Here is a 20,332-nt window from a genome sequence, read left to right as displayed (position 1 = left end):
CGGGCAGCGGCCGCGCCCCTTCCCGGGGCACCGCCGCTCACCCTTTTGACCTGCGCGATCGCGTCGCCTACTCCTCGAAGTACGCCACCAGCAGGACCACGTCCTCCTCCGACGACGGGTCGTCCAGTCCCCGCGGCAGCATCGTGCGCAGGACGTGGTCGGCCACCGCCTCCGGATCGTGGCGGAGAGCCCGGGGGACGCTTGCCGCGGCCGTGTGCAACCGGGCGAAGGCGCGGTCCATCGGCTCCCCGGTGCGGTGCAGCAGCCCGTCGCTGTAGAGGAGCAGGGTCTCGCCGCCGGCCGGTTCGATCTCCACGCTCGGCGCTTCCCAGCAGGCCAGCATGCCCAGCGGCGCGGACAGCGAGGTCTCCACGAACTCCGTGCGCAGATCACCGAGGATCAGCGGCGGGCAGTGACCGGCCCCGGCCAGCACCAGCTTGCGCGGCAGCACGCCCGGCACCGGCGGCGCGGGCGGGCCGCCCGGCGCGCCCGGCGGCGGCTCGGTGAACGCGAACAGCGCGGTCGCGCTGCGGGCCGGCTCGGTCAGCCGCAGCAGCAGCTCCAGATCGGAGAGGACCGCGACCGGGTCCTCGCCCTCCATCACCGCGTACGCGCGCAGCGACGCCCGCAGCCGTCCCATGGCGGCCACCGCGCTCGGCCCGGACCCGGTCACCGAACCGACGGCCAGCCCCAGCGCGCCGTCCGGCAGCGGCAGGGCGTCGTACCAGTCGCCGCCGCCGCGCGGCCCGGTGGCGTGCCGCACCGCGAGGCGGACGCCCGGGACCCGCGGCAGCCGGTGCGGCAGCAGCTCCGCGCGGAGCGTGGCGGCGGCCTGCCGGCTGCGGTGGAGTTCGAGGAGACGGGCGAGGTGTTCGGCGGCGTGGGCGCGGTACAGGCCCACGAGGTGGCGCTGGCGTTCGGTGGGCGCGGCCGGTTCGTCGTAGAGCCAGACCGCGGCGCCGGTCCGGCCGACGGGATCGGCGGTGAGCGGCACGGCGTAGCTGGCGGCGTACCCGAGACGGGCGGCGACCTCCCGCAGCCGCGGATCGAGGTCCTTCTCCCCGGGGATGTCGGGCTCGCTGATCTCCGTACGGTCGTCGGGGCCGCCCTTGCCGTCGGGCGCGTCGTCGCCGGTGCCGGAGGTGCCCGGCTCCGGAAGGCCGTCCAGTATCCGCGCGAACGACAGGGCGCGGCGCGGGACGGTCTCGATGTGTCCGATCTCGGCGTGGCCGAGTCCGAGGCCGACGGTGGTCTCCGGGCCGAGTCCGTCGGCCGGCGCCAGGACCACCAGCCCGCGGCGGGCGCCGACCAGCGAGGCGCCGGCGCGCAGCAGCTCGTGCAGCGCCTCGTCCAACGTCCTTGTGCGGGCGAGCCGTTCGGTCAGGTCGTGCAGGGTGCTGAGGTCGGAGATCCAGCCGGCCAGCCGGTCCTGGACGGCGGCGAGTTGGTCGAGCGCGGAGACCTCGGGGGTGGCGGGGGCGGAGCCGGGCGGGGGGTCGGGGGCGGTGTTCCCGGCTCCGTCGGTGGCGGGGTCGGACGTGTCGTCGGCGGGGTCGGACGGGGTGCCGGATGCCGGGTCCGCGGGGTTCTTCGCCGGATGCGGGCCGACAGTGTGCGTGGGAGCGGGCAGAGCTGGTTCGATTCCAGCCACTTTCGGTACGTGAGGGGCAGTCATGGCCGACGGCTATCGTCGCGCCAGGCATTGCTCCAGTTCAGGCCGCTGTTTGTGAGGGAGTGCGGCTTTTTGTTGAGTGACGTTGTGCGATCCGTTCGGGCGCTCAATTTCCTCAATAGCATCGCAAACCCCCATGTCATGCTGCTCCGCTATCAATGCCTCCACATGTACACGCACCAGCGAGGGGATGTCCAGCATTGTCCCCGTGGGGTTTGTGGTGTCCGTGAGGTCTGTAGATTGGCCTGAAAAAAGCCCCCTGAGCGTCAATTTGAGGTCGACTGACGCCGATCGACAGCGCGTCATCACCACCATGGCGGGTACGTACTCGGAAAGGTGCGGGGCCAGTTGGGGTCACGCCGGGAACTCTCCGGCGGGCACCGGCGTCTCATACGGCGGCGACCGCACGCACTCCCAAGTGGCGGGGACTGCACCACCGGAAGCGCAAGCGCCATGCGCGCGCCACCCCCCGCCACGTTCCCCGCTCGGCGTACGACGTGATGCGCTGCCTTGTACACGCGGTGACCAGAGATCCACGTGGCGTGATCGACGCGCGATCGACCCCGGCGTGCATGACCGGGCCGCAAGGACGCCACCACGGCATCGAGCGGCCCGGCCGCGAGACCATGCGGACCGGGCAAGCAGTGCCTTGAAGTGCCATGAAGAGCGATGGACTAAGCCCTCGGCGTTAACGGAAAGGAACGAGCGCTCATGCGCGAGATCCTCGGAAGGCGACGCAAGATCCTGTTCCGGCGCACGGGGAGGTCGGCGCTGCTCGGTGCGGCGCTCCAGTGCGCCACCGAGTGGCAGTGGCCCGTACTTCCCGGCGTGGCGCTCGGCCCCGCCGGCCGGCAGCCCGCCGGCGTCCGGCTCGGGCTCGGCGAGCGGCCCACCCGCCGCTGCAGCTGTCCCGACCCGGACTGCGTGGTGCCCGGCGCGCACCCCTTCGACCCCGGCCTGCTCGCCGCGACCACCGACGCCCGGATGGTGCGCTGGTGGTGGACCAACCGCCCGTCCGCCCCGATCGTGCTGGCCACCGGCGGCCGCGCGCCCTGCGCGGTGAGCCTGCCGGCGGTCGCCGGGGCCCGCGCGCTGGCCGCCCTGGACCACTTCGGCGTCCGCGTCGGCCCCGTCGTCGCCACGCCCACCCGCTGGTCGCTGCTCGTATCCCCGTACGGGCTGGCCGAGTTGGGCGAGCTGCTGCACTCGCAGGACTGGGTGCCCAGCTCGCTGCGGTTCCACGGCGAGGGCGGCTATGTGGTGCTTCCGCCGTCCCAGATCGGCGCCGGCCGGGTGCGCTGGGAACGGCCGCCGGCGGCCCCCAAGCCCTCAACCCTGTTCGAGCAGGGGGGACCCCCGTCCCCGGCCGCCCCCTGGCTGCCGAAGGTGGCCACGATCGTCGACGCCCTGGTGACGGCCAGCACCAGCACCCCGGACGGCGGCAGCCGGCTCGCGTACTGACGGGCGCGAGCGGGCGACCTCGAAGGACCCGCGGGCGGTTCACCCGTAAGGGTGTGACGGGCCCGATCACTACGGGAAACGGGTGTCCGGGCGACCGGACGCACCGCCCGCGGCCGATAGGTTCGGCCCACCGTCAAGCCGTCGGCGTCGACGATGGCATCTCAACCGCAGGTGGGTCCCATGCAGCGTGCGCAGAAACTCCGCATGACCGGGCTCGCCGGTGTGGCGGCGCTCGCCGTCGCCGTACCGCTCGGCGCCGCGACTGCCGGCCCGGCCGGACCACTGCTCCCCCACCGCCCGGCCGCCGCACCCCGCACCGGGCAAGAAACGCGCACGGCCGAAAAACGCCCCCTGGGTGCGCGGGCCATGGCGGGGAAGAACGGCGCCGCGGCGGGGAGGAGCGGCGCCGGGATGAGGGAAGTCGGCCCCGGAGCGGGGACCAACGGCGTCAAGACGGGGAAAAACGGGACCAAGGCGGGCAAGCGTTCCGCCGAAGCCGGGCACTCGCGCCGTCCCGCCGGGGCGCCCGCCGGGTCCTCCGCCAGACTGTCGGCCAGACCCCCCGACGGCCCCCTGGACGGCCCCCTGGACGGTCCCCTGGACGGCACCCTGGCCGACCTCGGTCTGCCGCTCCTCTCCGGCCGGATCACCCACTGCGGCCCCGAACTCGCCTCCGGGCGGGGCATCGAGGCCCAGACCTGTGTGCTCACCGAGTACGGCCGGACCTGGGCGCGGACGTACTACCGCAATGTCACCGGCAGCCCGCTGCGCGCCGTACTGACCCTGCTGCGGCCGGACGGCCGGAGCATCCAGGTGAACTGCGAGGTGCCGGCGGCCGATGCGCCGGGCGTGTGCGAGACGCCGGCCGGCCGGACCGTACGCGCGGGGCGTGCCGGGTACTCGGCGGTCGCGGAGTTCTCGGACGCGGCGGGGGAGCGGCTGCTGCTGCGCTCCGGCGGCAACGCGGCGGGGGCGCCACGGGCTCGCGGTGATCGTCCGGCGTGACTGTCCGGCGTGATCGTCCAGCCGGTCGGAGTGCCTGATTCCGGACATGGAAGCGCCCGGTCGCTGGCGACGGGGGATGCACCAGCGACCGGGCTTTTAGAACCGTAACAAGAGATCGGCGGTTAGCAAATTCGATCGTGGATTTCCGGACGCTTATTTACCGTCAGGTAGGGGGAGTTGTGACCGGCGTCACGCCGGTGTCCCCAGAGGCGTACGGTGCGCACGATCTCCGCCGGGACGGTCAGCTCAGCGTGATCTGACGGTTGGTGAGACCGCCGCGGGCCCGCCGCTCGTCGGCGGTCAGCGGGGCCTCGGCCGCGAGCGCCCCGGCCAGCCGCTCGGCGAACTCCGCGGCCGGCTTGGCGACCTCGTCCGCGCCCATCGCCGAGGGCAGGTCCCACACCGGTACGACCAGCCCGTGGGCGCGGAACGAACCGACCAGGCGGGTGCCCTCACCGAGCGAGGACACGCCCGCCGCGTGCAGCCGGGCGAGCGCGTCCAGCAGCTGCTCCTCGGGGTGGGCGGTGACCCAGCGCAGGTGGTTCTTCTCGGGGGCCTCGCACCAGTACGCGCCCTCCAGGCCGGGAATCCGGGCGGTCGGAATGGCGGCCGCGTTGGCCCGCTCCAGAGAGGCGGCGACCTCACCGGTGGCGTTCTCGGCGTTCTCCACCCAGAACTCGAAGCCCGTGTGGACGGTCGGCTCAAAAGGTGCGTTCAGGTCGAGCAGATCCTGGAGGCGCGGACCCTCGGCGGAGGGCCGCGCGGCAGCGACCGGACTGCCCGGTTCCGCGGCCAGTGCGCGCTGCAGGGTGTCCGCGAGGTCACGGCTGATGTCACCGGAGGCGGTGTCGTTCTGCAGCCCGAGCAGCACCGCCCCGTTGTCACGGCGCAGCGCGGGCCACGCCATCGGCAGCACCGTCGCCAGCGTCACGGAGGGCACGCCCTCGGGCAGTCCGCCCTTCAGCGTCAACTCGGCGGTGGCGGCGGGCACCAGCTCGCGCATCGCCACCCAGTCGCACTCGCCGGGCAGGCCCTCGAAGGGCCGCTGCACCAACTCGGTGACGGCGTGCGCCGCGCGCCGCCCGTGACACGCCTTGTACCGGCGGCCGGAACCACACGGGCAGGGCTCACGAGCGCCGACGACCGGCACCTCCCCGTCCTTGATCTGCGGTGCTGCGGACTGGGGCTGGGGGCGGCGCTTCTTGGCCATGCGGCGGCTTCTCCTGGTCGATCCCGGTCGTACGGCCCGGTCGTACGCACGGGACGCACGGCCTGGTCGTACGGGCTGGACGTACGGACGCGTTTCGGCGCGAGCCTAGAGGATCGCGCACCGGCCCGCCCCGACCATGCGTGGCGGCGTCGCGGGTGTTTTCGCGGGTGTCTCGTTGGCGGGCTGGGGAGGGCCGGTGGGGGACGGCCTACTGCCCAATTGTTCCGACTGTGCTGACTGACCTGACTATGTCGAATGTCCTGACTGGGCAGACTGTCCCGACCGCGCTGGCTGTCGCGACTGCATAGGCTGTCCCGACTGCGCCGGCTGTGCCGCCCATGTCCGCCGGGTTACCCGCGCCAAGTCCTCGACGTCTTGGGGTATCTGCGCCACGCCCAGGACGTCGTGGGCCCACCTACGTCAAGTCCTGGTCGTCTATGTCAAGAACGCGAGGGCTGCGCCGAGCCCTCGTCGTCTACCCCAAGCCTGCGAGGCCTACGCCAAGAGAGGCCGACCGCGAGGGATACGCCAAGACCGCGAGGGCTACGCCAAGTCCTCGATGTCCAGGAAGGCGGCCGGGTTCAGCGGCCGGCCGGTGGGTGCGAGGGGGGACGGCAGCCCGGCAACCGGGCCGGTCACTGCGTCGGCCGTCGGATCGGGCAACAGATCCACGCGCGTAGCGAACGCGCCCTGAAGAGAGAGCGCAGCCCACACCGTGACCTCACCCGGGGCGCTGTCGCGTACGCCCCAGTCCTTGGCGAGCGAGCGGATGATCGCCAGTCCCCGGCCGCCGTGTGCGGTGACGGAAGGAGTGGCCGGGCGTGGACGGGTCGGTCCGCCGCCGTCCGTGACCGCAACGGTCAGCCGGCCCTGCCCGTCGATCTGCCAGGACGCCCGCACGGACGCCACGGCCCCCACCCGCGAGCCGTTCCGGGCCGCCACCGGGCCCGCCGAGCCGGGTTCGTCGATCGGACGGGCATGCCGACAGGAATTGCTCAGCAACTCCGAAAGGACCAGGACCGCGTCATCGACGACCGTGTCCTGAACTCCGCTTGCCAACAGCTCTTCACGCATGCGCCGCCTGGCCATGCCCACACCCACTGGACCATGGGGTACGGCCATGATCGACGACGTCGGCACCTCTTGTGCCACCACCAACGCCACCCCCGAGACCTCCTTTGCCCCACGCCACGGGATGAATGCCCCAATGGACTGGACCGGAAACCGGCCACCCGGCACGCAATGACGCACAAACCGGCATCGGGCACCAGCCGAATGCGCCGGTGCACACCCTGTGATGAGCTTTAGCCAAGGCCGAGTTGCATTCGTACCTGCTTGGGGCGGTTTGTAATCACCGCGTCGACTCCCAATTCCTGGCACAGCACGACATCGTCGGGCTCATTGACCGTCCACACATGCACCTGATTGCCCGCTCGATGTGCCTTGGCGACGTATTCGGGATGTGCCCTCAGGATCCGGATGCCGGGCCCCGCGATGCCCACGCCCGCCGGCAACCGGCCGTCGCGGTAGCGGGGGGTGAGGAATTGCATCAGGTAGACGGCGGGGATGGCGGGCGCGGCGGCCCGGACGCGGTGCAGTGAACGGGCGGAGAAACTCATCACCCGGACCGGAGAGGGCGGGTCGTCGCTCTTGGCCGGTTTCGTGTACCCGAACCGGTCCAGCAACTCGACCAGCCGCTCCTCCACCTGTCCGGCCCAACGCGTCGGATGTTTGGTCTCGATGGCCAGCTCGACCCGGCGGCCCGCGTCGGCAACCAGCTCCAGAAGCCGCTCCAGCGTCAGTACGGACGTCCGCTCGGGATCCTCGTTCTGCCGGTCCGGCGCCTCGCCGCCGTAGACCCCGCCCTGGCGGTCCGGCGCCTCGGCCCCGAACGTCTGGCTGCCGAGCGCCTCCTCCTTCCAGGAGCCGAAGTCGAGGGAGGCGAGATCGGCGAGTTCGAGGGCGGAGACCGCGCCACGCCCGTTGGAGGTGCGGTTCACCCGCCGGTCGTGCACACAGACCAGATGGCCGTCCGCGGTCAGCCGGACGTCGCACTCCAGGGCGTCCGCCCCGTCCTCGATCGCCTTGCGGTAGGCGGCCAGGGTGTGCTCCGGGGCGTCCTCCGAAGCACCCCGATGGGCCACTACGGAAATGGCGGGACGATCCGGGTGGCGGTCCTGGGCGGGGCGTGCATAGCTCACCGCGTTATCGTGCCACTCGCCGACGCCGGGCCGCCCGGGCGTACGGGGAGATGGGGCCTGATCCCCCGTCCCTCGTCTCTACGTCTTTGCCGCGGACCGCCGACCGCAGGCCGAGGAACGCTGACCGCGGACCGCGGACGGCCGACCGCGGGCGAGCGGGCTGGGGTCTGCCCGGGACGGGAATGGTGATCTCCGTAGTGATCTCCTGCGGTGGTGCCGGCCGTGGCCCCCGCCGGCGCCCCCGCCGTGGCCTCCGCCGGGGCCCCGCCGCGTGGGGCAGCTGTACCCCGACGCGCGGAACAACGGATGCGCCCGTTTTGTCCGGCATAAAGGATGAGAGCACAGTCACAGCCTCGGCTTACGGCGCTCTGACGCGCGGTGGGAAAGGCTGGGACGGAGCTTCGCCCGTATCGCCCGGCCCGTACCGCCCGGCCCGGGGCCCGCGGACCCACCGCGCGGCCCGGACCGACGGACCGGTCCGGCGGCCCGGGACTCGCCGAGACCGCCGGGATCCTGAATCCTGGGGTACCGGAGTGCGGGAGCACCGGAGTACTGGAGCACTGGATCACTGGAGCAGTGGAGGAGAGGACAGGAGTACCGGAGTACTGGAGCACCGGAGTACTGGAGCACGGAACGGCGCGCCGGGAGTACTGGTGAGCCGCGAAGTGGGTAGCCGAGCCAACCGGAGGCAGACTCGGTCCACCGGGCCCGTCTGGTCCACCTGGTCAGCCTGGTTCACCTGGCCCATCGGTCCACCGGTCCACCGGAACTCCGGCGGTGACGGAGATCGCCCTCCGAGACGTAATCGGGGACGCGGTCCGCATCTCCGGACACCTCGGGGACGCACTCCGCGCCCCCGGACACCTCGGGGACGCAGTCCGTGTCACCGTCCCCACACCCGGTTGGACCGTGAGGCCCGGCCGGACCGTAAGACCCCCCCGTACGGGCCCGCCGGGCCCGGGCGGGACCGTAAGGCCGTGAAGCTGAGGAGAGAGCTGTGAGCACCGAGAACGAGGGAGCCGTCCCGTCGGAGGCCAAGCCGCCGACCGGGGCGCAGCCGGACAGCGCTGCCGCGTCCGCCTCCGGCGCCCAAGCTCCCGACACGCCGCCCGCGCCCGCGACTCCCCCCGCGGCACCCCCGCCGCCGGACTTCGCCCCGACCGTCGCCTCGGCCGACGGGCCCGGCCACCCCCAGCCGCCGCACCAGCAGCCGTACCAGCCGCCGCAGGCGGGGTACCCCGGCGGCGAGCCCACCACGCCCGGGCACCCGGGTGGTGAGCCCACCACGACCGGATATCCGGGTGGCGAGCCCACCTCCACCGGTCACCCGGTTGGCGAGCCCACCGCGCAGCTCCCCCCGTACGTCGAGGCCGGTCACGGTTCCTCCGGTGGCGGCTGGGGCGGGCCTCCGTACGGCGGTGGCGGCGACCCGTGGGCGGGGGCCGGCACCCCTACTCCCAAGCGGCGCACCGGTGGGCTGATCGCCGCCGTCCTGGTGGCCGCGCTGGTTGCCGGTGGAGTCGGCGGCGGCATCGGCTACTGGGCCGCGGGCCGCGACGACACCGCCTCCACGACGGTCTCCGCGCCCGGTGACGCCGGTGCGCTGAACCGCAAGCCCACCTCGGTCTCCGGAATAGCGCAGCGCGCGCTGCCGAGCGTCGTGACGATCGAGGCGCAGGGCGCCACCGGTGAGGGCGGCACCGGCACCGGCTTCGTCTACGACAAGCAGGGCCACATCCTCACCAACAACCACGTCGTCGCCAGCGCGGCAGACGGCGGCAAGCTCACCGCGACGTTCTCCAACGGCAAGAAGTACGACGCCGAGGTCGTCGGCCACGCCCAGGGCTACGACGTCGCCGTGATCAAGCTCAAGAACCCGGGGGACGCCACCCTCAACCCGCTCCCGCTGGGCAAGTCGTCCAACGTGCAGGTCGGCGACGCCACGATCGCGATCGGCGCGCCGTTCGGGCTGTCCGGCACGGTCACCACCGGCATCATCAGCGCCAAGGACCGGCCGGTGGCGTCCAGCGACGGCGGCGGCAGCCAGGCGTCGTACATGAGCGCCCTGCAGACGGACGCGTCGATAAACCCGGGTAACTCCGGCGGACCGCTGATGGATGCCGGCGGCAACGTCATCGGCATCAACTCCGCGATCCAGTCGGCCGGCAACGGCGGCGGCCTGGGCGGCGAGTCCGGCCAGTCCGGCAGCATCGGGCTGGGCTTCGCGATCCCCATCGACCAGGCCAAGCGGGTGGCCCAGGACCTGATCAAGACTGGTAAGCCGATCTACCCGCAGATCGGCGTCCAGGTCGGCATGCGGGACACCGGCGACGGCGCGACCATCGCCCAGACCGGCAACAACGGCTCCGACGCGGTCACCCCGAACGGCCCGGCCGACAAGGCCGGCCTGCAGCCCGGTGACACGATCACCAAGCTCGACGACACGGTCATCGACAGCGGCCCCACCCTCATCAGCGAAATCTGGCAGCACAAGCCCGGCGACCAGGTCACCCTGACCTACAAGCGCGCCGGCAAGGAGCACACGGCCAAAGTCACCCTGGGGCAGCGCACGGGCGACAAGTGACGCGCTAATCTGATCCCGCGGCACCCGCGCTCCACGCGCCGGGCGCCGCGGGGAGGCTTGCCCGAGCGGCCTAAGGGAACAGTCTTGAAAACTGTCGTGGCGGCAACGTCACCGTGGGTTCAAATCCCACAGCCTCCGCAGGTAGATGGCCCCTGACCAGGGTTTTCCCGGTCGGGGGCCTTCTGTGTTCGGGGTGTCTCAGGTGTCTCAGGTGTCGCACTCTGGATCTGGTGCACGTGCTCGTAGGGGTTCCAGTGGGGCGTGGCCCGGGAGGCGTCGTATTGCGGGAGCTGCTGCGTGGGCTTCGTATGGTCGTCGATGCCGTGGTTGTCCTCTGCGCGGCTTACCGGGGCGGGCTTAGTGGTGGCTTTGGGGCCGGCGGACGCGGTGCAGCGGGGTGGTGGCGGGAAGGCTGCCGGGGTCATGGCCGAGGCGCAGGTGTGCACGGCCGTGGCGGCCCGGCTTCGAGCAGCGCAGCAGAGCGCGGCGCAGTCCAGCGGTCGGTGCGTATGGGGCATGGCAACGCTTTCTCCGTTGGGGGCCCACCGGGTGGGGGTTTGTGCGACGCCTTGGCCGCGTGGTTGATGTGGAGCCGGCAAGCAAGGAGGCTCTGCGGTCTCAACTCCGCGCTGAGGCTGGGTAATTCGGTGGTGACACGTCGATCCTTGCCGGGCGGTGTCCTGTTCTACGCTCGCTCCTATGCGTTCCTTCCCGCACGCCGTGACGCGGATCATCCGCATCAGGGCGGTAATTGCGCCGACCAACGCGCCAAGAGTGTCAGCGAGCCGTGCCATGGCAGCGGCCACACCTGAGTGGTGAGCTCTGCCGCGAGCTCTGCTGCAGCTCTGGTTCCGGGTGATGGCTGGTGGCTGGTGGTTGGTGGTTGGTGACTGGTGGCAGGAGTTCGCGGCTGGGGCTGGTGTGAGGCGGTGGGTAAATGGGTGGTGCTGGGGGGTGATTAGAGGAAGTGTGGGGGTATGGAGCGTATGGATCGTATGGCTTGTATGCGCGGGTTTGAGGAATTGGTGGCCGAGGCGGAGGCCGTTTCGGTGGAGGGGTGGGATTTTTCGTGGTTGGAGGGGAGGGCTACTGAGGAGCGGCCCTCTTGGGGGTACCAGCGGGCGCTGGGGGAGCGGTTGGCGCGGGTGGGGGCGGCACTGGACATCCAGACGGGGGGTGGGGAGGTGCTTGCCGGGGTTCCGAAGTTGCCGCCGGTGATGGCGGCCACGGAGTCCTGGCCGCCGAACATCGCCAAGGCCACCGCATTGCTGCATCCGCTCGGTGCGGTGGTGGTGGCCGACGAGGATGAGCCGCCGTTGCCGTTCGGCGATGCGGCGTTCGATCTTGTGACGAGCCGTCATCCGGTGACCGTGTGGTGGGAGGAGATCGCGCGGGTGCTGCGGCCCGGTGGGGCGTACCTCTCCCAACAGGTGGGGCCGGCGAGCGTTTTTGAGCTGGTGGAGTACTTCCTCGGGCCACAGCCTGAAGACGTACGGCGGGCGCGGCACCCCGAGGACGCGCGGCGGGAGGCGGAGGCGGCCGGGCTGGAGGTGGTCGACCTGCGGGCCGAGTCGTTGCGGACCGAGTTCTTCGACATCGGGGCGGTTATTTATTTTCTGCGGAAGGTGGTGTGGATGGTGCCCGGGTTCAGCGTGGAGCAATACCTGGACCGGTTGCGGGAGTTGGATGAGCAGATGCGGCGGGAGGGGGCGTTCGTGGCGCATACGACGCGGTTTTTGATTGAGGCGCGGAAGCCTGGCGCCTCTGGGGACTAGGACGAGAAGGAGGGGCGGGATTTCCGCCGGGGGGGGGGAGGGGGAGGGGCGGGGTTTCCGCGGGCCGGGAGAGAGCGGCGTTGCTGGCCGGTGCCGGTGCCGGTGCCGGTGGTGGTCGGTGGTCGGTCGCCGGTGGTGGCTACTGGTCGGTGGTGGCTGGTGGCTGTGGAGAGGGGGGTCGGCGGGATGGTCCATTGGGCGGGCCGGTGGTCCTGTGCGGCCGGGGCGTTCTGTGCGGCCGGGGCGTTCTACGCGGGTCGGCAGTTCTACGGCTTCGCTGCCGGCGGTGGCGCGGAGCTTTGCTTGGCCCCGGCGAGGGGCAGTCACCGTCGAGGCTGATGCCGGTACCGATGTCCGCCGCGGGCTCGAAGTCGGCCTCGGTGTGGGCGTACGCGTCCGTTGCCGGGGTTCCTGGGCCGTGTCGGTCGCGTAGGCGCGGCAGGTGGGAGCAGGCGTTTGGTGGTGACACCCCTGGGATGGCTTCTTGTAAGAGGTGACTTCTGGGGGAGGTGGCTTTTGGGCGAGGTGGCTTCTGTGGGAGGGGGCTGCGACTAGCGCCGGCGGGATGCTGAGGCGATGGTTGCGCGGGCCTCCTCTTCGGGGAGGCCGGTGTGGCAGGCGGCCTCGGTCAGTCGGGCGGCGAGCTCCGGGCCGAGGCCGTCCTCGTAGGCGCGGCAGGCGGCCCAGAAGAGCCGGGCGTTGCGCTGGCCGACCGGGGAGGTGCGCACGAAGCGTACGAGCGCTGCGGCGGGCTGGGGCGGGACGTCCGGCGACGGCTCGTATCCGGTACCGGTGTGATGCGGGGAGGGGCGGTGGCGGGTCGGCGCGGGCGGGGCCGTGAGCAGGGTGAGCAGGGGTGCGGGGACGGGGGCCGGGCGGTCGGGGGTGTTCGGTGCGAGGACGTACCGGCCGTGGGTGGTGAGTGAGCCGGGGCCGACCAGGTAGCCGCCCGTTCCGCGGACGTCGATACCGGGGGCGAGGCGGCCGACCGAGTTCGGGACGGGCGGGGACGGCGGGCCGGTGAACCAGAGGTGCTGGCCGCCGCTGGGGGTGCGGACCATGATCGTCGGAGGGGTCGGGAAGTCGTGTGCCTCGGCGAGGAACAGCAGGGCGGTGAGGCCGTCGGCCCCGTTTTTGGTGTCGAGGTCGAGGCCTATGAGGTGGTGCGGCGGGAGTCCGCAGGCGATGCCGTAGCCGGTGGCCCAGGGTGCCGCAGCGAACATGCGGCGGATGGTGAACGGGTCGGTGCTCGCGTCGTGGACACCGTGCCCGAGGCGGCCGCAGTCACCGTGGCAGGGCGGGACCTCGGGGTGCCCGCGGTGCGGGGACCGTAGGGCGGGCAGCTTGGAGCGGGTGAGCGGGATGACGGGATAGCCGCGCTCGGCGGCGATCAGCGCCTCGGCCAGGGCGGCGGTGTGGGCGTCGAGGGGTGGGGAGAGGGCGGGGGAGGGGCTGGAGGGGGTGGAGGGGGAGGGAGTGGAGGCAGTGGAGGGGGTGGGGGGCGGTGTGGGTGTGGGCGGTGTGGGTGTGGGCGGTGGGGGCGTGGCTGGTGGGGGTGTGGGCGGGTGCGCGGGGGCGGCGGTGGGTGGGTGGGATGTGTCGGGGGTCGGTGATGCTTGCCACCGCGCGTCGATCGGTGGGTGTGAGTGTGCTTCGGCCGGGGGCTGTGAGCGGTCGGCCGGCGGGGGCTCGGTATGGCGTAGGTGCAGGGGTGCCATGACGCTATTTTCGTACGAATGTTCGATGAGGGGAAGGGGGGGGCGTGCGGGAGGCGGTTCGTGCGCCGGGGCGGCTGGGCGGAATGGGTGTGGCCGCTTATGCCTGAGGGGCCGGGGGTGCCGGCGGGCCGTGTCCTTGTCGCGGGGCGGCGGGAGGGGTGACGTGATGCGGCGGGGGTTTACCGGGGGTTCCTCATGCTTGCGAGGGAATCGGTCCGCGGTGGCGGATTCGTCGGGGATCCGTGGGCAATCCTGAGTTCGCGACGTGTGGCAAGCATCGTGGTGGCCGGCCAACTATCCGATGGGCCAACGGAGTTCTGCAATTGACCAGGCGTGGACCGGTCCCGGCGGGCCCGCCGAGCCCGGTCCGGCAGGTGGGATCCAGAAGTTGTGTTCCGTAGGAGGAATTGAGATGGCAAGCACCCGTACGGCCCGCGTCATCGCTGTGGCCGCCGCGTTGCCCTTCGCGGTGGCGCTCCTTTCCGGCGTGGCGCAGGCCGACAACGGCGGCTTTGCGACCAACGGGTCGAATGCGGCGTCGACGAGCCAGGGGGGCGTCCTCATCGGCGACGACAACCACGGCAATGCGACCAACGGCCAGCAGGTTGCCAACGGTGCCGGCGCCTCCAACCAGGACAACACCGCGAGCGTCAACGGGTCCGGTTTCACGACCATCGACCAGGGCAACGCCACCGTCAGCTTCGGGAACAACATCGGCTGACCCGGGGCCGCCGTATGGGGAGAGGCGGCTGACCAGGGGTGATACGTCGAGGCCGACGTCGAGAGCATGGGCTGCTCTGGGGTTCGCCGCGCCGGCCTTGACAGTGAGCGGGTTTCTGACGGACAGTCAGAAACCCGCTCGCTTGTGCTTGCGTGGGGGAATGGGCGTGGAGGCGTCGGGGCGCCGGGGTTGCTGGGCCACTGGGCCGCCGGGTGGGCCACTGGGGCGTTGCTTCCATCGGGGCCGCGGGGTTCGTGGAGCCGCGGGGTTCGTGGAGCCGCGGGGTCACGGGGCCGCAGGTTCGTGGGGCCGCCGGGGCGCCGCGTCACCGGGGCGCCGCGTAACCGGGCGCCGGGGCGTCGGGTCACTGTGCCATCTGGGTCATCGGGTCATCGGGCCTCCGGGCCACAGAAGGGGAGGCCGTCCACGTGCACCTCGCCCCCACCGCGCGCCAGGAACGTCTGCGTGCAGAACTCCGGGCCTACTTCCGTAACTTGATGCCGGACGGCGCGCCCGAGGGTGCCGATGCGCAGCGTGCGGTGCTGCGTCGGATCGGTGCCGACGGCATGCTCGGCCTTGGCTGGCCGACAGAGTACGGCGGGCAGGGGCGCGGCCCGGACGAACAGTTCATCTTCTTCGACGAGGCGTACCGCGCCGGTGCCCCGGTCTCCATTGATGTGTGTGAACCGGGTGCCGGTGCGGAGGGGCGGGAGGGGCCGGGAGGCGACAACGGCGGTGGGGCCGAGGGTGGGCATGGTGGCGAGGCCGGTAGTGGGCACGGTGGTGAGGCCAGCAGTGGTGGTGGGGCCAGCAGTGAGGGCGGGGCCAGCAGTGGTGGTGGGGCCAGCAGTGAGGGCGGGGCCAGCAGTGAGGGCGGGGCCAGCAGCGATGGCGGGGCCAGCAGCGTTGGCGGCGCTGACGGTCACTGGGTGATCAATGGTGCCAAGACCTTCACCAGTAACGCCCACCAGGCCGACTGGATCTGGCTGGCCTGTCGTACCGACCCAGAGGCGCCCCCACACAAGGGCATTTCGATCATCCTCGTACCGACCGATGCGCCGGGCTTCTCCTGGACGCCGATCGAGACGGTCGGCGGGCTGCGGACCACGGCCACGTACTACGACGACGTACGCGTTCCGGCCGGCAGTCTCGTCGGCGAGGAGAACGCCGGCTGGCGGCTGATCACCAACCAACTCAACCACGAGCGCGTGGCGTTGGCGGCGATCGGGATGCAGGCCGAGGACGCGTACCGCGCGGCGCTGGAGTACGCCCGCGCGGCCGACCCGGAGACCGGGGAGCGGCCGGCGGACCGTCCGTGGGTCCGGTCCCGGCTCGCCGAGGTGCACGCCCGGCTGGCGGTGACCCGGCTGCTGAACTGGCGGTTGGTCGGTGATGTGGGCGCCGGGACGCTCAGCCTCGGGGGTGCCAGCGGGGTCAAGTTCGCCGGGACGGAGAGTGCGGTTGAGGTCTACCGGATGTGCCAGGAGGTGGTCGGCGAGTCCGCCCTGGTGCGGGCCGGTTCGCCGGGCGCTTACGGGGACGGCGAACTGGAGCGGATGAACCGCGCGGCGCAGATCAACACGTTCGGGGGCGGCGTGAGCGAGGTCCAGCGGGAGATCGTCGCGATGATGCGGCTGGGGATGCGGTTGGGGATGTGGAGGGGACGGCGATGACGGCGACCGGGGACACGCGGGAGACGGAGGGCGCGCAGGGGACGAAAGGCGCGCAGGGCACGAAAGGCGCGCAGGACAGGGAAAGCGCGCAGGACAGGGAAAGCGCGCAGGGCACGGAAGGCGCGCAGGGCACGGAAGTGGACACGGACGAGGCAACGGCCGCCGGGGACCTGTATGAGCGGCTGAAGGCGTACGAGGGGCGGCCCGCGGCCACCGCCGGTGTCGGGAAGGACCCGGTCAACGCGGTCATGATCCGGCACTGGTGCGAGGCGATGGGGGACGCCAACCCGGCGTACCAGGGACCGGACGCGATCGCCCCGCCGACGATGCTCCAGGCGTGGACGATGGGCGGGCTCTCCGGCCATCAGGGCCGCTCGGGGGCGTACGACGAGCTGTCCACGCTGCTCGACCGCGCCGGCTACACGGCCGTGGTGGCGACCGACTGTGAGCAGGAGTATCTGCGGCTGCTGCGGCCGGGCGACCGGATCACCTTCGACGCGGTGATCGAGTCCGTATCGGAGCGTAAGACCACCAAGCTGGGGACCGGCCACTTCGTCACGACGCGCATGGACGTCCGAGCGGGTGGGGAACTGGCGGGGACGCACCGCTTCCGGATCCTCAAGTACGCGCCGGCCCAGAGGCCGGCACGGCAGAAGGAACCGCCACCGGCACCGCCACCGTTGGCGGAGGCACCGGCGAAGGCGCGGCGGCCGCGGCCGGTGATCAACCGGGACAATGCGGGGTTCTGGGAGGGCGTGAGCCGGCACAGGCTGTTGATACAGCGGTGCGGAGGCTGCCGGACGCTGCGCTTCCCCTGGCTTCCCGGCTGTCAGGCATGCGGCTCCCCCGAATGGGACACGATCGAGGCGAGCGGCTCCGGCACCGTCTACTCGTACGTGGTGATGCACCACCCACCCTTCCCGGCCTTCGACCCGCCCTACGCGGTGGGGCTCATCGAGCTCGCCGAGGGCGTCCGGATGGTCAGCAACGTGATCGGCGTGCCCCGCGACAAGGTGCGGATCGGGATGCCGGTACGACTGGAATTCCTGCGTGTGGAGGAGGAGTTGGAGCTGCCGGTGTTCCGTGCGGGCGAGGGCTCGGTGCCGTCGGTGTTCCGCACGGGCGAGGGCTGAGGGCTGATGGACGTCACCCCCACCGAGGAGCAGTCCGCCGCCCAGCAGCTCGCGGTGCGGATCTTCGGCGACCTCGCCACGCGCGACCGGCTGACGGCGGCCGGTACCGCCTCGGACGCCGAGCTCTGGAAGGCGTTGTGCGCGGCCGGACTGCCGGCGGCCGTCGAGGAGATCGAGCTGTTGGGTCTGGCGCTGGTCCTGGTGTTCGGCCGTCCGCTCTCCGCCAACCAGGCCGTCCTGCTGCGCGCGGCCGACGCGTACATGGATACCGAGGCCATCCGCGTCACCACCTACGAGGCGGCCTGGGGCCATGACGCGGGGCTGCCGTACGGCGCGCATGCGCTGGCCGGCGCGTGGTGGGCGTCCGAGGCTGGCCGGCGCGTGGTGCACACCGGCCAGCATCTGCACGGCGTCGTCGGCGCGGACCTCGACCACCCCGTCCACCGGCACTTCCTCTGGGGCCGCCAACTCGACGCCCACCTCGGCTGCGGCGCCGCACTCCTGGAAGAACTCGGCACCCTGCTGACCGATCCGCCGAATGAGGAGGCCGCATGACACGGGAAGAACGAGGCAGAAGCGTCCGGGCCGGTGACGTACTACCCGCCCTGGAGATTCCGATCACGCGGACGCTGATCGTCGCCGGGGCCCTCGCCTCCCGCGACTACCAGGACGTGCACCATGACGTCGAGCTCGCCAGGGAGAAGGGCTCCCCGGACATCTTCATGAACATCCTCACCACCAACGGGCTGGTGGGCCGCTACCTCACCGACCACTTCGGTCCCACCGCCGTGCTGCAGAAACTCGCGATACGGCTCGGTGCCCCCAACTACCCAGGAGACACCATGACGTTGACCGGGACGATCACCGAGGTCGACGCACTCCCCGCCCGTCCCACTTCCACCCCTAACGCCACCGCCACCTCCACCGCCAGCCCCACCACCCCCCACGGAATCACCGCTCGCGTCCAGATCATCGGTACCAACGCGCTCGGTAATCACGTCACCGGCACCGCCACCGTCCGCCTGCCTCCGCCCGGGGCCGCGGCGTCCTGCGCGTCCCGGTCCCGCCTTTCCCCGGAGGGCACCGTATGAGCCTGCACCGTCCCGATGCGCTCTCCGGGCGCGCCGCCCTCGCCGGGATCGGTGCGACGGAGTTCTCCAAGGACTCCGGTCGCAGCGAGCTCAAGCTCGCCGTCGAGGCCGTGCACGCCGCGCTCGACGACGCCGGCCTGGCCCCGGGCGACGTCGACGGCCTGGTCACCTTCACCATGGACACCACCCCCGAGATCACCCTCGCGCAAGCAGCGGGCATCGGGGAGCTGTCCTTCTTCTCGCGCGTCCACTACGGCGGTGGCGCGGCCTGCGCCACCGTGCAGCAGGCGGCCCTCGCCGTCGCCACCGGGATCGCCGAAGTCGTCGTCTGCTACCGGGCGTTCAACGAACGCTCGGGCCGCCGCTTCGGTTCCGGTGTGCAGGAACGGCAGCCCTCCGCCGAGGGCACGGCGCTTGGCTGGAACCTCCCCTTCGGTCTGCTCACCCCGGCCTCCTGGGTCGCGATGGCGGCGCAGCGCTACCTCCACACCTACGGCCTCACCTCGGAGGCCTTCGGCCAGGTCGCGGTCACCGGCCGCCGGCACGCCGCCCGCAACCCGGCCGCCTATTTCCACGGCAGGCCGATCACCCTCGCCGATCACGCGGCCTCCCGCTGGATCGTCGAGCCGCTGCGGCTGCTGGACTGCTGCCAGGAGACCGACGGCGGCCAGGCCCTCGTCGTCACGACCCCCGAGCGGGCCCGTGACCTGCGACGCCCGCCCGCACTGATCACGGCCGCGGCCCAGGGCGCCGGACGCGCCCAGGAGCAGATGACCAGCTTCTACCGTGACGACCTGACCGGCCTGCCGGAGATGAACGTGGTCGCCCGCCAGCTCTGGCGCACCTCCCGATTGACCCCCGCCGACATCGACGTCGCCATCCTCTACGACCACTTCACCCCCTTCGTGCTCATGCAGCTGGAAGAGTTCGGCTTCTGCGCGCCCGGCGAGGCCGCCGACTTCGTCGCCGCGGACGTCCTTCCGCTGAACACCCACGGCGGCCAGCTCGGCGAGGCCTACCTGCACGGCATGAACGGCATCGCTGAAGCCGTCCGGCAACTCCGCGGAACCTCCCCCAACCAGACGCCGGACGCCACCCACGTGCTGGTCACGGCGGGGACCGGCGTGCCGACCTCCGGGCTGATCCTCAGCCGGGACGGAGCCGGCGCTCCGGGCGGTACCCCGGGCGGTACCCCGGGCCCGGGCCGTACCCCAGATGGTGCCCCGGACAGTTCCCCGGATGGTGACCCGGACAGTTCCCCGGGCAGTCCCTAGGGGACCGCCGCGCCCCCTCCCCCCAGAGGAGGTGGGGCCCGCCCGCTCCGTACAACTTGAGGGGGAGGCCGCTTCGGCACTTGGGGCCGATCCGCTTACACCCCCCTCGCTCCTAGCGTGGGGGCCATGACCACGCCTGTGTGCACCAGCGCTTCGACCGCCGCTGTGTTCCCCAGCTTCTCGTCCTACGTACGGGCCCGGGGGCCGGTCCTGCTGCGCGCCGCGCGGTCGCTGTCCGCCAACCCCAACGACGCCGAGGACCTCCTCCAGACCGCCCTGGCCAAGACCTATCTGGCCTGGGAGCGGATCGAGGACCACCGCGCGCTGGACGGCTACGTCCGCCGCGCACTGATCAACACCCGTACCTCGCAGTGGCGCAAGCGCAGGGTGGAGGAGTTCGCCGTCGACGAGCTCCCCGAGCCCGACCCGCTGCCGGCCCCCGACCCGGCCGAGCTGGAGGGTCTGCGGGACGCGATGTGGCGCGCGGTGATGCGGCTGCCCGCCCGCCAGCGGGCCATGGTCGTCCTCAGGTATTACGAGGACCTGAGCGAGGCCCAGACCGCCGAGGTCATGGAGGTCTCGATCGGCACGGTCAAGAGCGCCGTCTCCCGAGCCCTGGCCAAACTCCGCCAGGACCCCGAACTCGCCATGATCGCCTGACCGAACAGCCGTACCGGGCCCGTCTGTCCGGGGCCCGAGGGAGTGGATCAGCCGACACTCCAGGAGGGCGTGAAGGTTCAGCTGGAGCCGGATCTGACGGAGCGGATACTGCTCGGCCTGATGGCGATCACCGGTCAGGACGAGGCCGCATTCG

The 20,332-nt window shown here is 71.9% G+C and carries 16 protein-coding genes, 1 tRNA gene and 1 pseudogene; 12 read left to right on the top strand and 6 right to left on the bottom strand.

What is annotated here, in order from left to right:
* Positions 1-67: 67 nt before the first annotated feature.
* A complete protein-coding gene (locus tag AB0G35_RS01995) occupies positions 68-1,675 on the bottom strand; it encodes a PP2C family protein-serine/threonine phosphatase (protein WP_360942181.1) in 1,608 nt (535 codons plus the stop codon).
* 9 nt (positions 1,676-1,684) lie between these two features.
* Positions 1,685-1,987 (bottom strand): hypothetical protein, encoded by a 303-nt coding sequence (locus AB0G35_RS01990; RefSeq protein WP_360942178.1) that lies wholly within the window; start codon positions 1,985-1,987, stop codon positions 1,685-1,687.
* 396 nt (positions 1,988-2,383) lie between these two features.
* On the opposite strand from AB0G35_RS01990, the gene AB0G35_RS01985 reads away from it, so the two are divergent.
* Positions 2,384-3,133 carry a bifunctional DNA primase/polymerase gene (locus AB0G35_RS01985; RefSeq protein ID WP_360942175.1) on the top strand — a complete coding sequence of 250 codons (750 nt, stop codon included), beginning with the start codon at positions 2,384-2,386 and terminating at the stop codon, positions 3,131-3,133.
* 180 nt (positions 3,134-3,313) lie between these two features.
* Positions 3,314-4,138 carry a hypothetical protein gene (locus AB0G35_RS01980; RefSeq protein ID WP_360942172.1) on the top strand — a complete coding sequence of 275 codons (825 nt, stop codon included), beginning with the start codon at positions 3,314-3,316 and terminating at the stop codon, positions 4,136-4,138.
* Between the two features lie 241 nt (positions 4,139-4,379).
* On the opposite strand, the gene AB0G35_RS01975 is transcribed toward AB0G35_RS01980, so the two are convergent.
* The 3 genes from AB0G35_RS01975 to AB0G35_RS01965 all read right to left on the bottom strand — a co-directional run bounded on the left by AB0G35_RS01975 (position 4,380) and on the right by AB0G35_RS01965 (position 7,549).
* Positions 4,380-5,348, bottom strand: a complete 969-nt coding sequence (locus AB0G35_RS01975) for a DUF5926 family protein (RefSeq protein WP_360942169.1) — start codon at positions 5,346-5,348, stop codon at positions 4,380-4,382.
* Between the two features lie 543 nt (positions 5,349-5,891).
* Complete coding sequence (locus AB0G35_RS01970; protein WP_360942166.1) at positions 5,892-6,512, bottom strand: ATP-binding protein; 621 nt, start codon at positions 6,510-6,512, stop codon at positions 5,892-5,894.
* Positions 6,513-6,652: 140 nt separating this feature from the next.
* Complete coding sequence (locus AB0G35_RS01965; protein ID WP_360942163.1) at positions 6,653-7,549, bottom strand: glycerophosphodiester phosphodiesterase; 897 nt, start codon at positions 7,547-7,549, stop codon at positions 6,653-6,655.
* A gap of 997 nt (positions 7,550-8,546) precedes the next feature.
* Here AB0G35_RS01965 and AB0G35_RS01960 point away from each other — a divergent pair.
* From AB0G35_RS01960 to AB0G35_RS01950, 3 genes are all read left to right on the top strand, one after another.
* A complete protein-coding gene (locus AB0G35_RS01960; RefSeq protein ID WP_360942160.1) occupies positions 8,547-10,133 on the top strand; it encodes a trypsin-like peptidase domain-containing protein in 1,587 nt (528 codons plus the stop codon).
* 51 nt (positions 10,134-10,184) lie between these two features.
* Positions 10,185-10,271 (top strand) — tRNA-Ser (locus tag AB0G35_RS01955).
* Between the two features lie 839 nt (positions 10,272-11,110).
* On the top strand, positions 11,111-11,908 hold the full coding sequence (locus AB0G35_RS01950) for a methyltransferase domain-containing protein (protein WP_360942157.1): 798 nt from the start codon (positions 11,111-11,113) through the stop codon (positions 11,906-11,908).
* 551 nt (positions 11,909-12,459) lie between these two features.
* Here AB0G35_RS01950 and AB0G35_RS01945 read toward each other — a convergent pair.
* Complete coding sequence (locus AB0G35_RS01945; RefSeq protein WP_360943055.1) at positions 12,460-13,314, bottom strand: bifunctional DNA primase/polymerase; 855 nt, start codon at positions 13,312-13,314, stop codon at positions 12,460-12,462.
* A gap of 724 nt (positions 13,315-14,038) precedes the next feature.
* Here AB0G35_RS01945 and AB0G35_RS01940 point away from each other — a divergent pair.
* The 7 genes and pseudogenes from AB0G35_RS01940 to AB0G35_RS01910 all read left to right on the top strand — a co-directional run bounded on the left by AB0G35_RS01940 (position 14,039) and on the right by AB0G35_RS01910 (position 20,178).
* On the top strand, positions 14,039-14,347 hold the full coding sequence (locus AB0G35_RS01940) for a hypothetical protein (protein ID WP_360942154.1): 309 nt from the start codon (positions 14,039-14,041) through the stop codon (positions 14,345-14,347).
* A gap of 428 nt (positions 14,348-14,775) precedes the next feature.
* Positions 14,776-16,020 (top strand): acyl-CoA dehydrogenase family protein, encoded by a 1,245-nt coding sequence (locus tag AB0G35_RS01935; RefSeq protein ID WP_360942151.1) that lies wholly within the window; start codon positions 14,776-14,778, stop codon positions 16,018-16,020.
* A complete protein-coding gene (locus AB0G35_RS01930; RefSeq protein ID WP_360942148.1) occupies positions 16,017-17,153 on the top strand; it encodes a bifunctional MaoC family dehydratase N-terminal/OB-fold nucleic acid binding domain-containing protein in 1,137 nt (378 codons plus the stop codon). Before AB0G35_RS01935 ends, AB0G35_RS01930 begins: the two co-directional genes overlap by 4 nt.
* A gap of 6 nt (positions 17,154-17,159) precedes the next feature.
* A complete protein-coding gene (locus tag AB0G35_RS01925; RefSeq protein ID WP_360942145.1) occupies positions 17,160-17,708 on the top strand; it encodes an acyl-CoA dehydrogenase family protein in 549 nt (182 codons plus the stop codon).
* Positions 17,705-18,244, top strand: coding sequence for a MaoC family dehydratase (locus AB0G35_RS01920; protein ID WP_360942142.1), 540 nt, complete (start codon positions 17,705-17,707; stop codon positions 18,242-18,244). Before AB0G35_RS01925 ends, AB0G35_RS01920 begins: the two co-directional genes overlap by 4 nt.
* Positions 18,241-19,404: pseudogene (locus AB0G35_RS01915) on the top strand (lipid-transfer protein); the annotation flags it as partial. The gene AB0G35_RS01920 and the pseudogene AB0G35_RS01915, both read left to right, overlap by 4 nt.
* A gap of 240 nt (positions 19,405-19,644) precedes the next feature.
* Positions 19,645-20,178 (top strand): SigE family RNA polymerase sigma factor, encoded by a 534-nt coding sequence (locus AB0G35_RS01910; protein ID WP_360942139.1) that lies wholly within the window; start codon positions 19,645-19,647, stop codon positions 20,176-20,178.
* The last annotated feature ends 154 nt before the right edge of the window (positions 20,179-20,332 follow it).

The organism is Streptomyces sp. NPDC021749, assembly GCF_040640655.1.
Taxonomy (GTDB): domain Bacteria; phylum Actinomycetota; class Actinomycetes; order Streptomycetales; family Streptomycetaceae; genus Streptomyces.
Note: the sequence above shows the minus strand (reverse complement) of the source record. Positions and strands in the feature narration are given on the sequence as shown.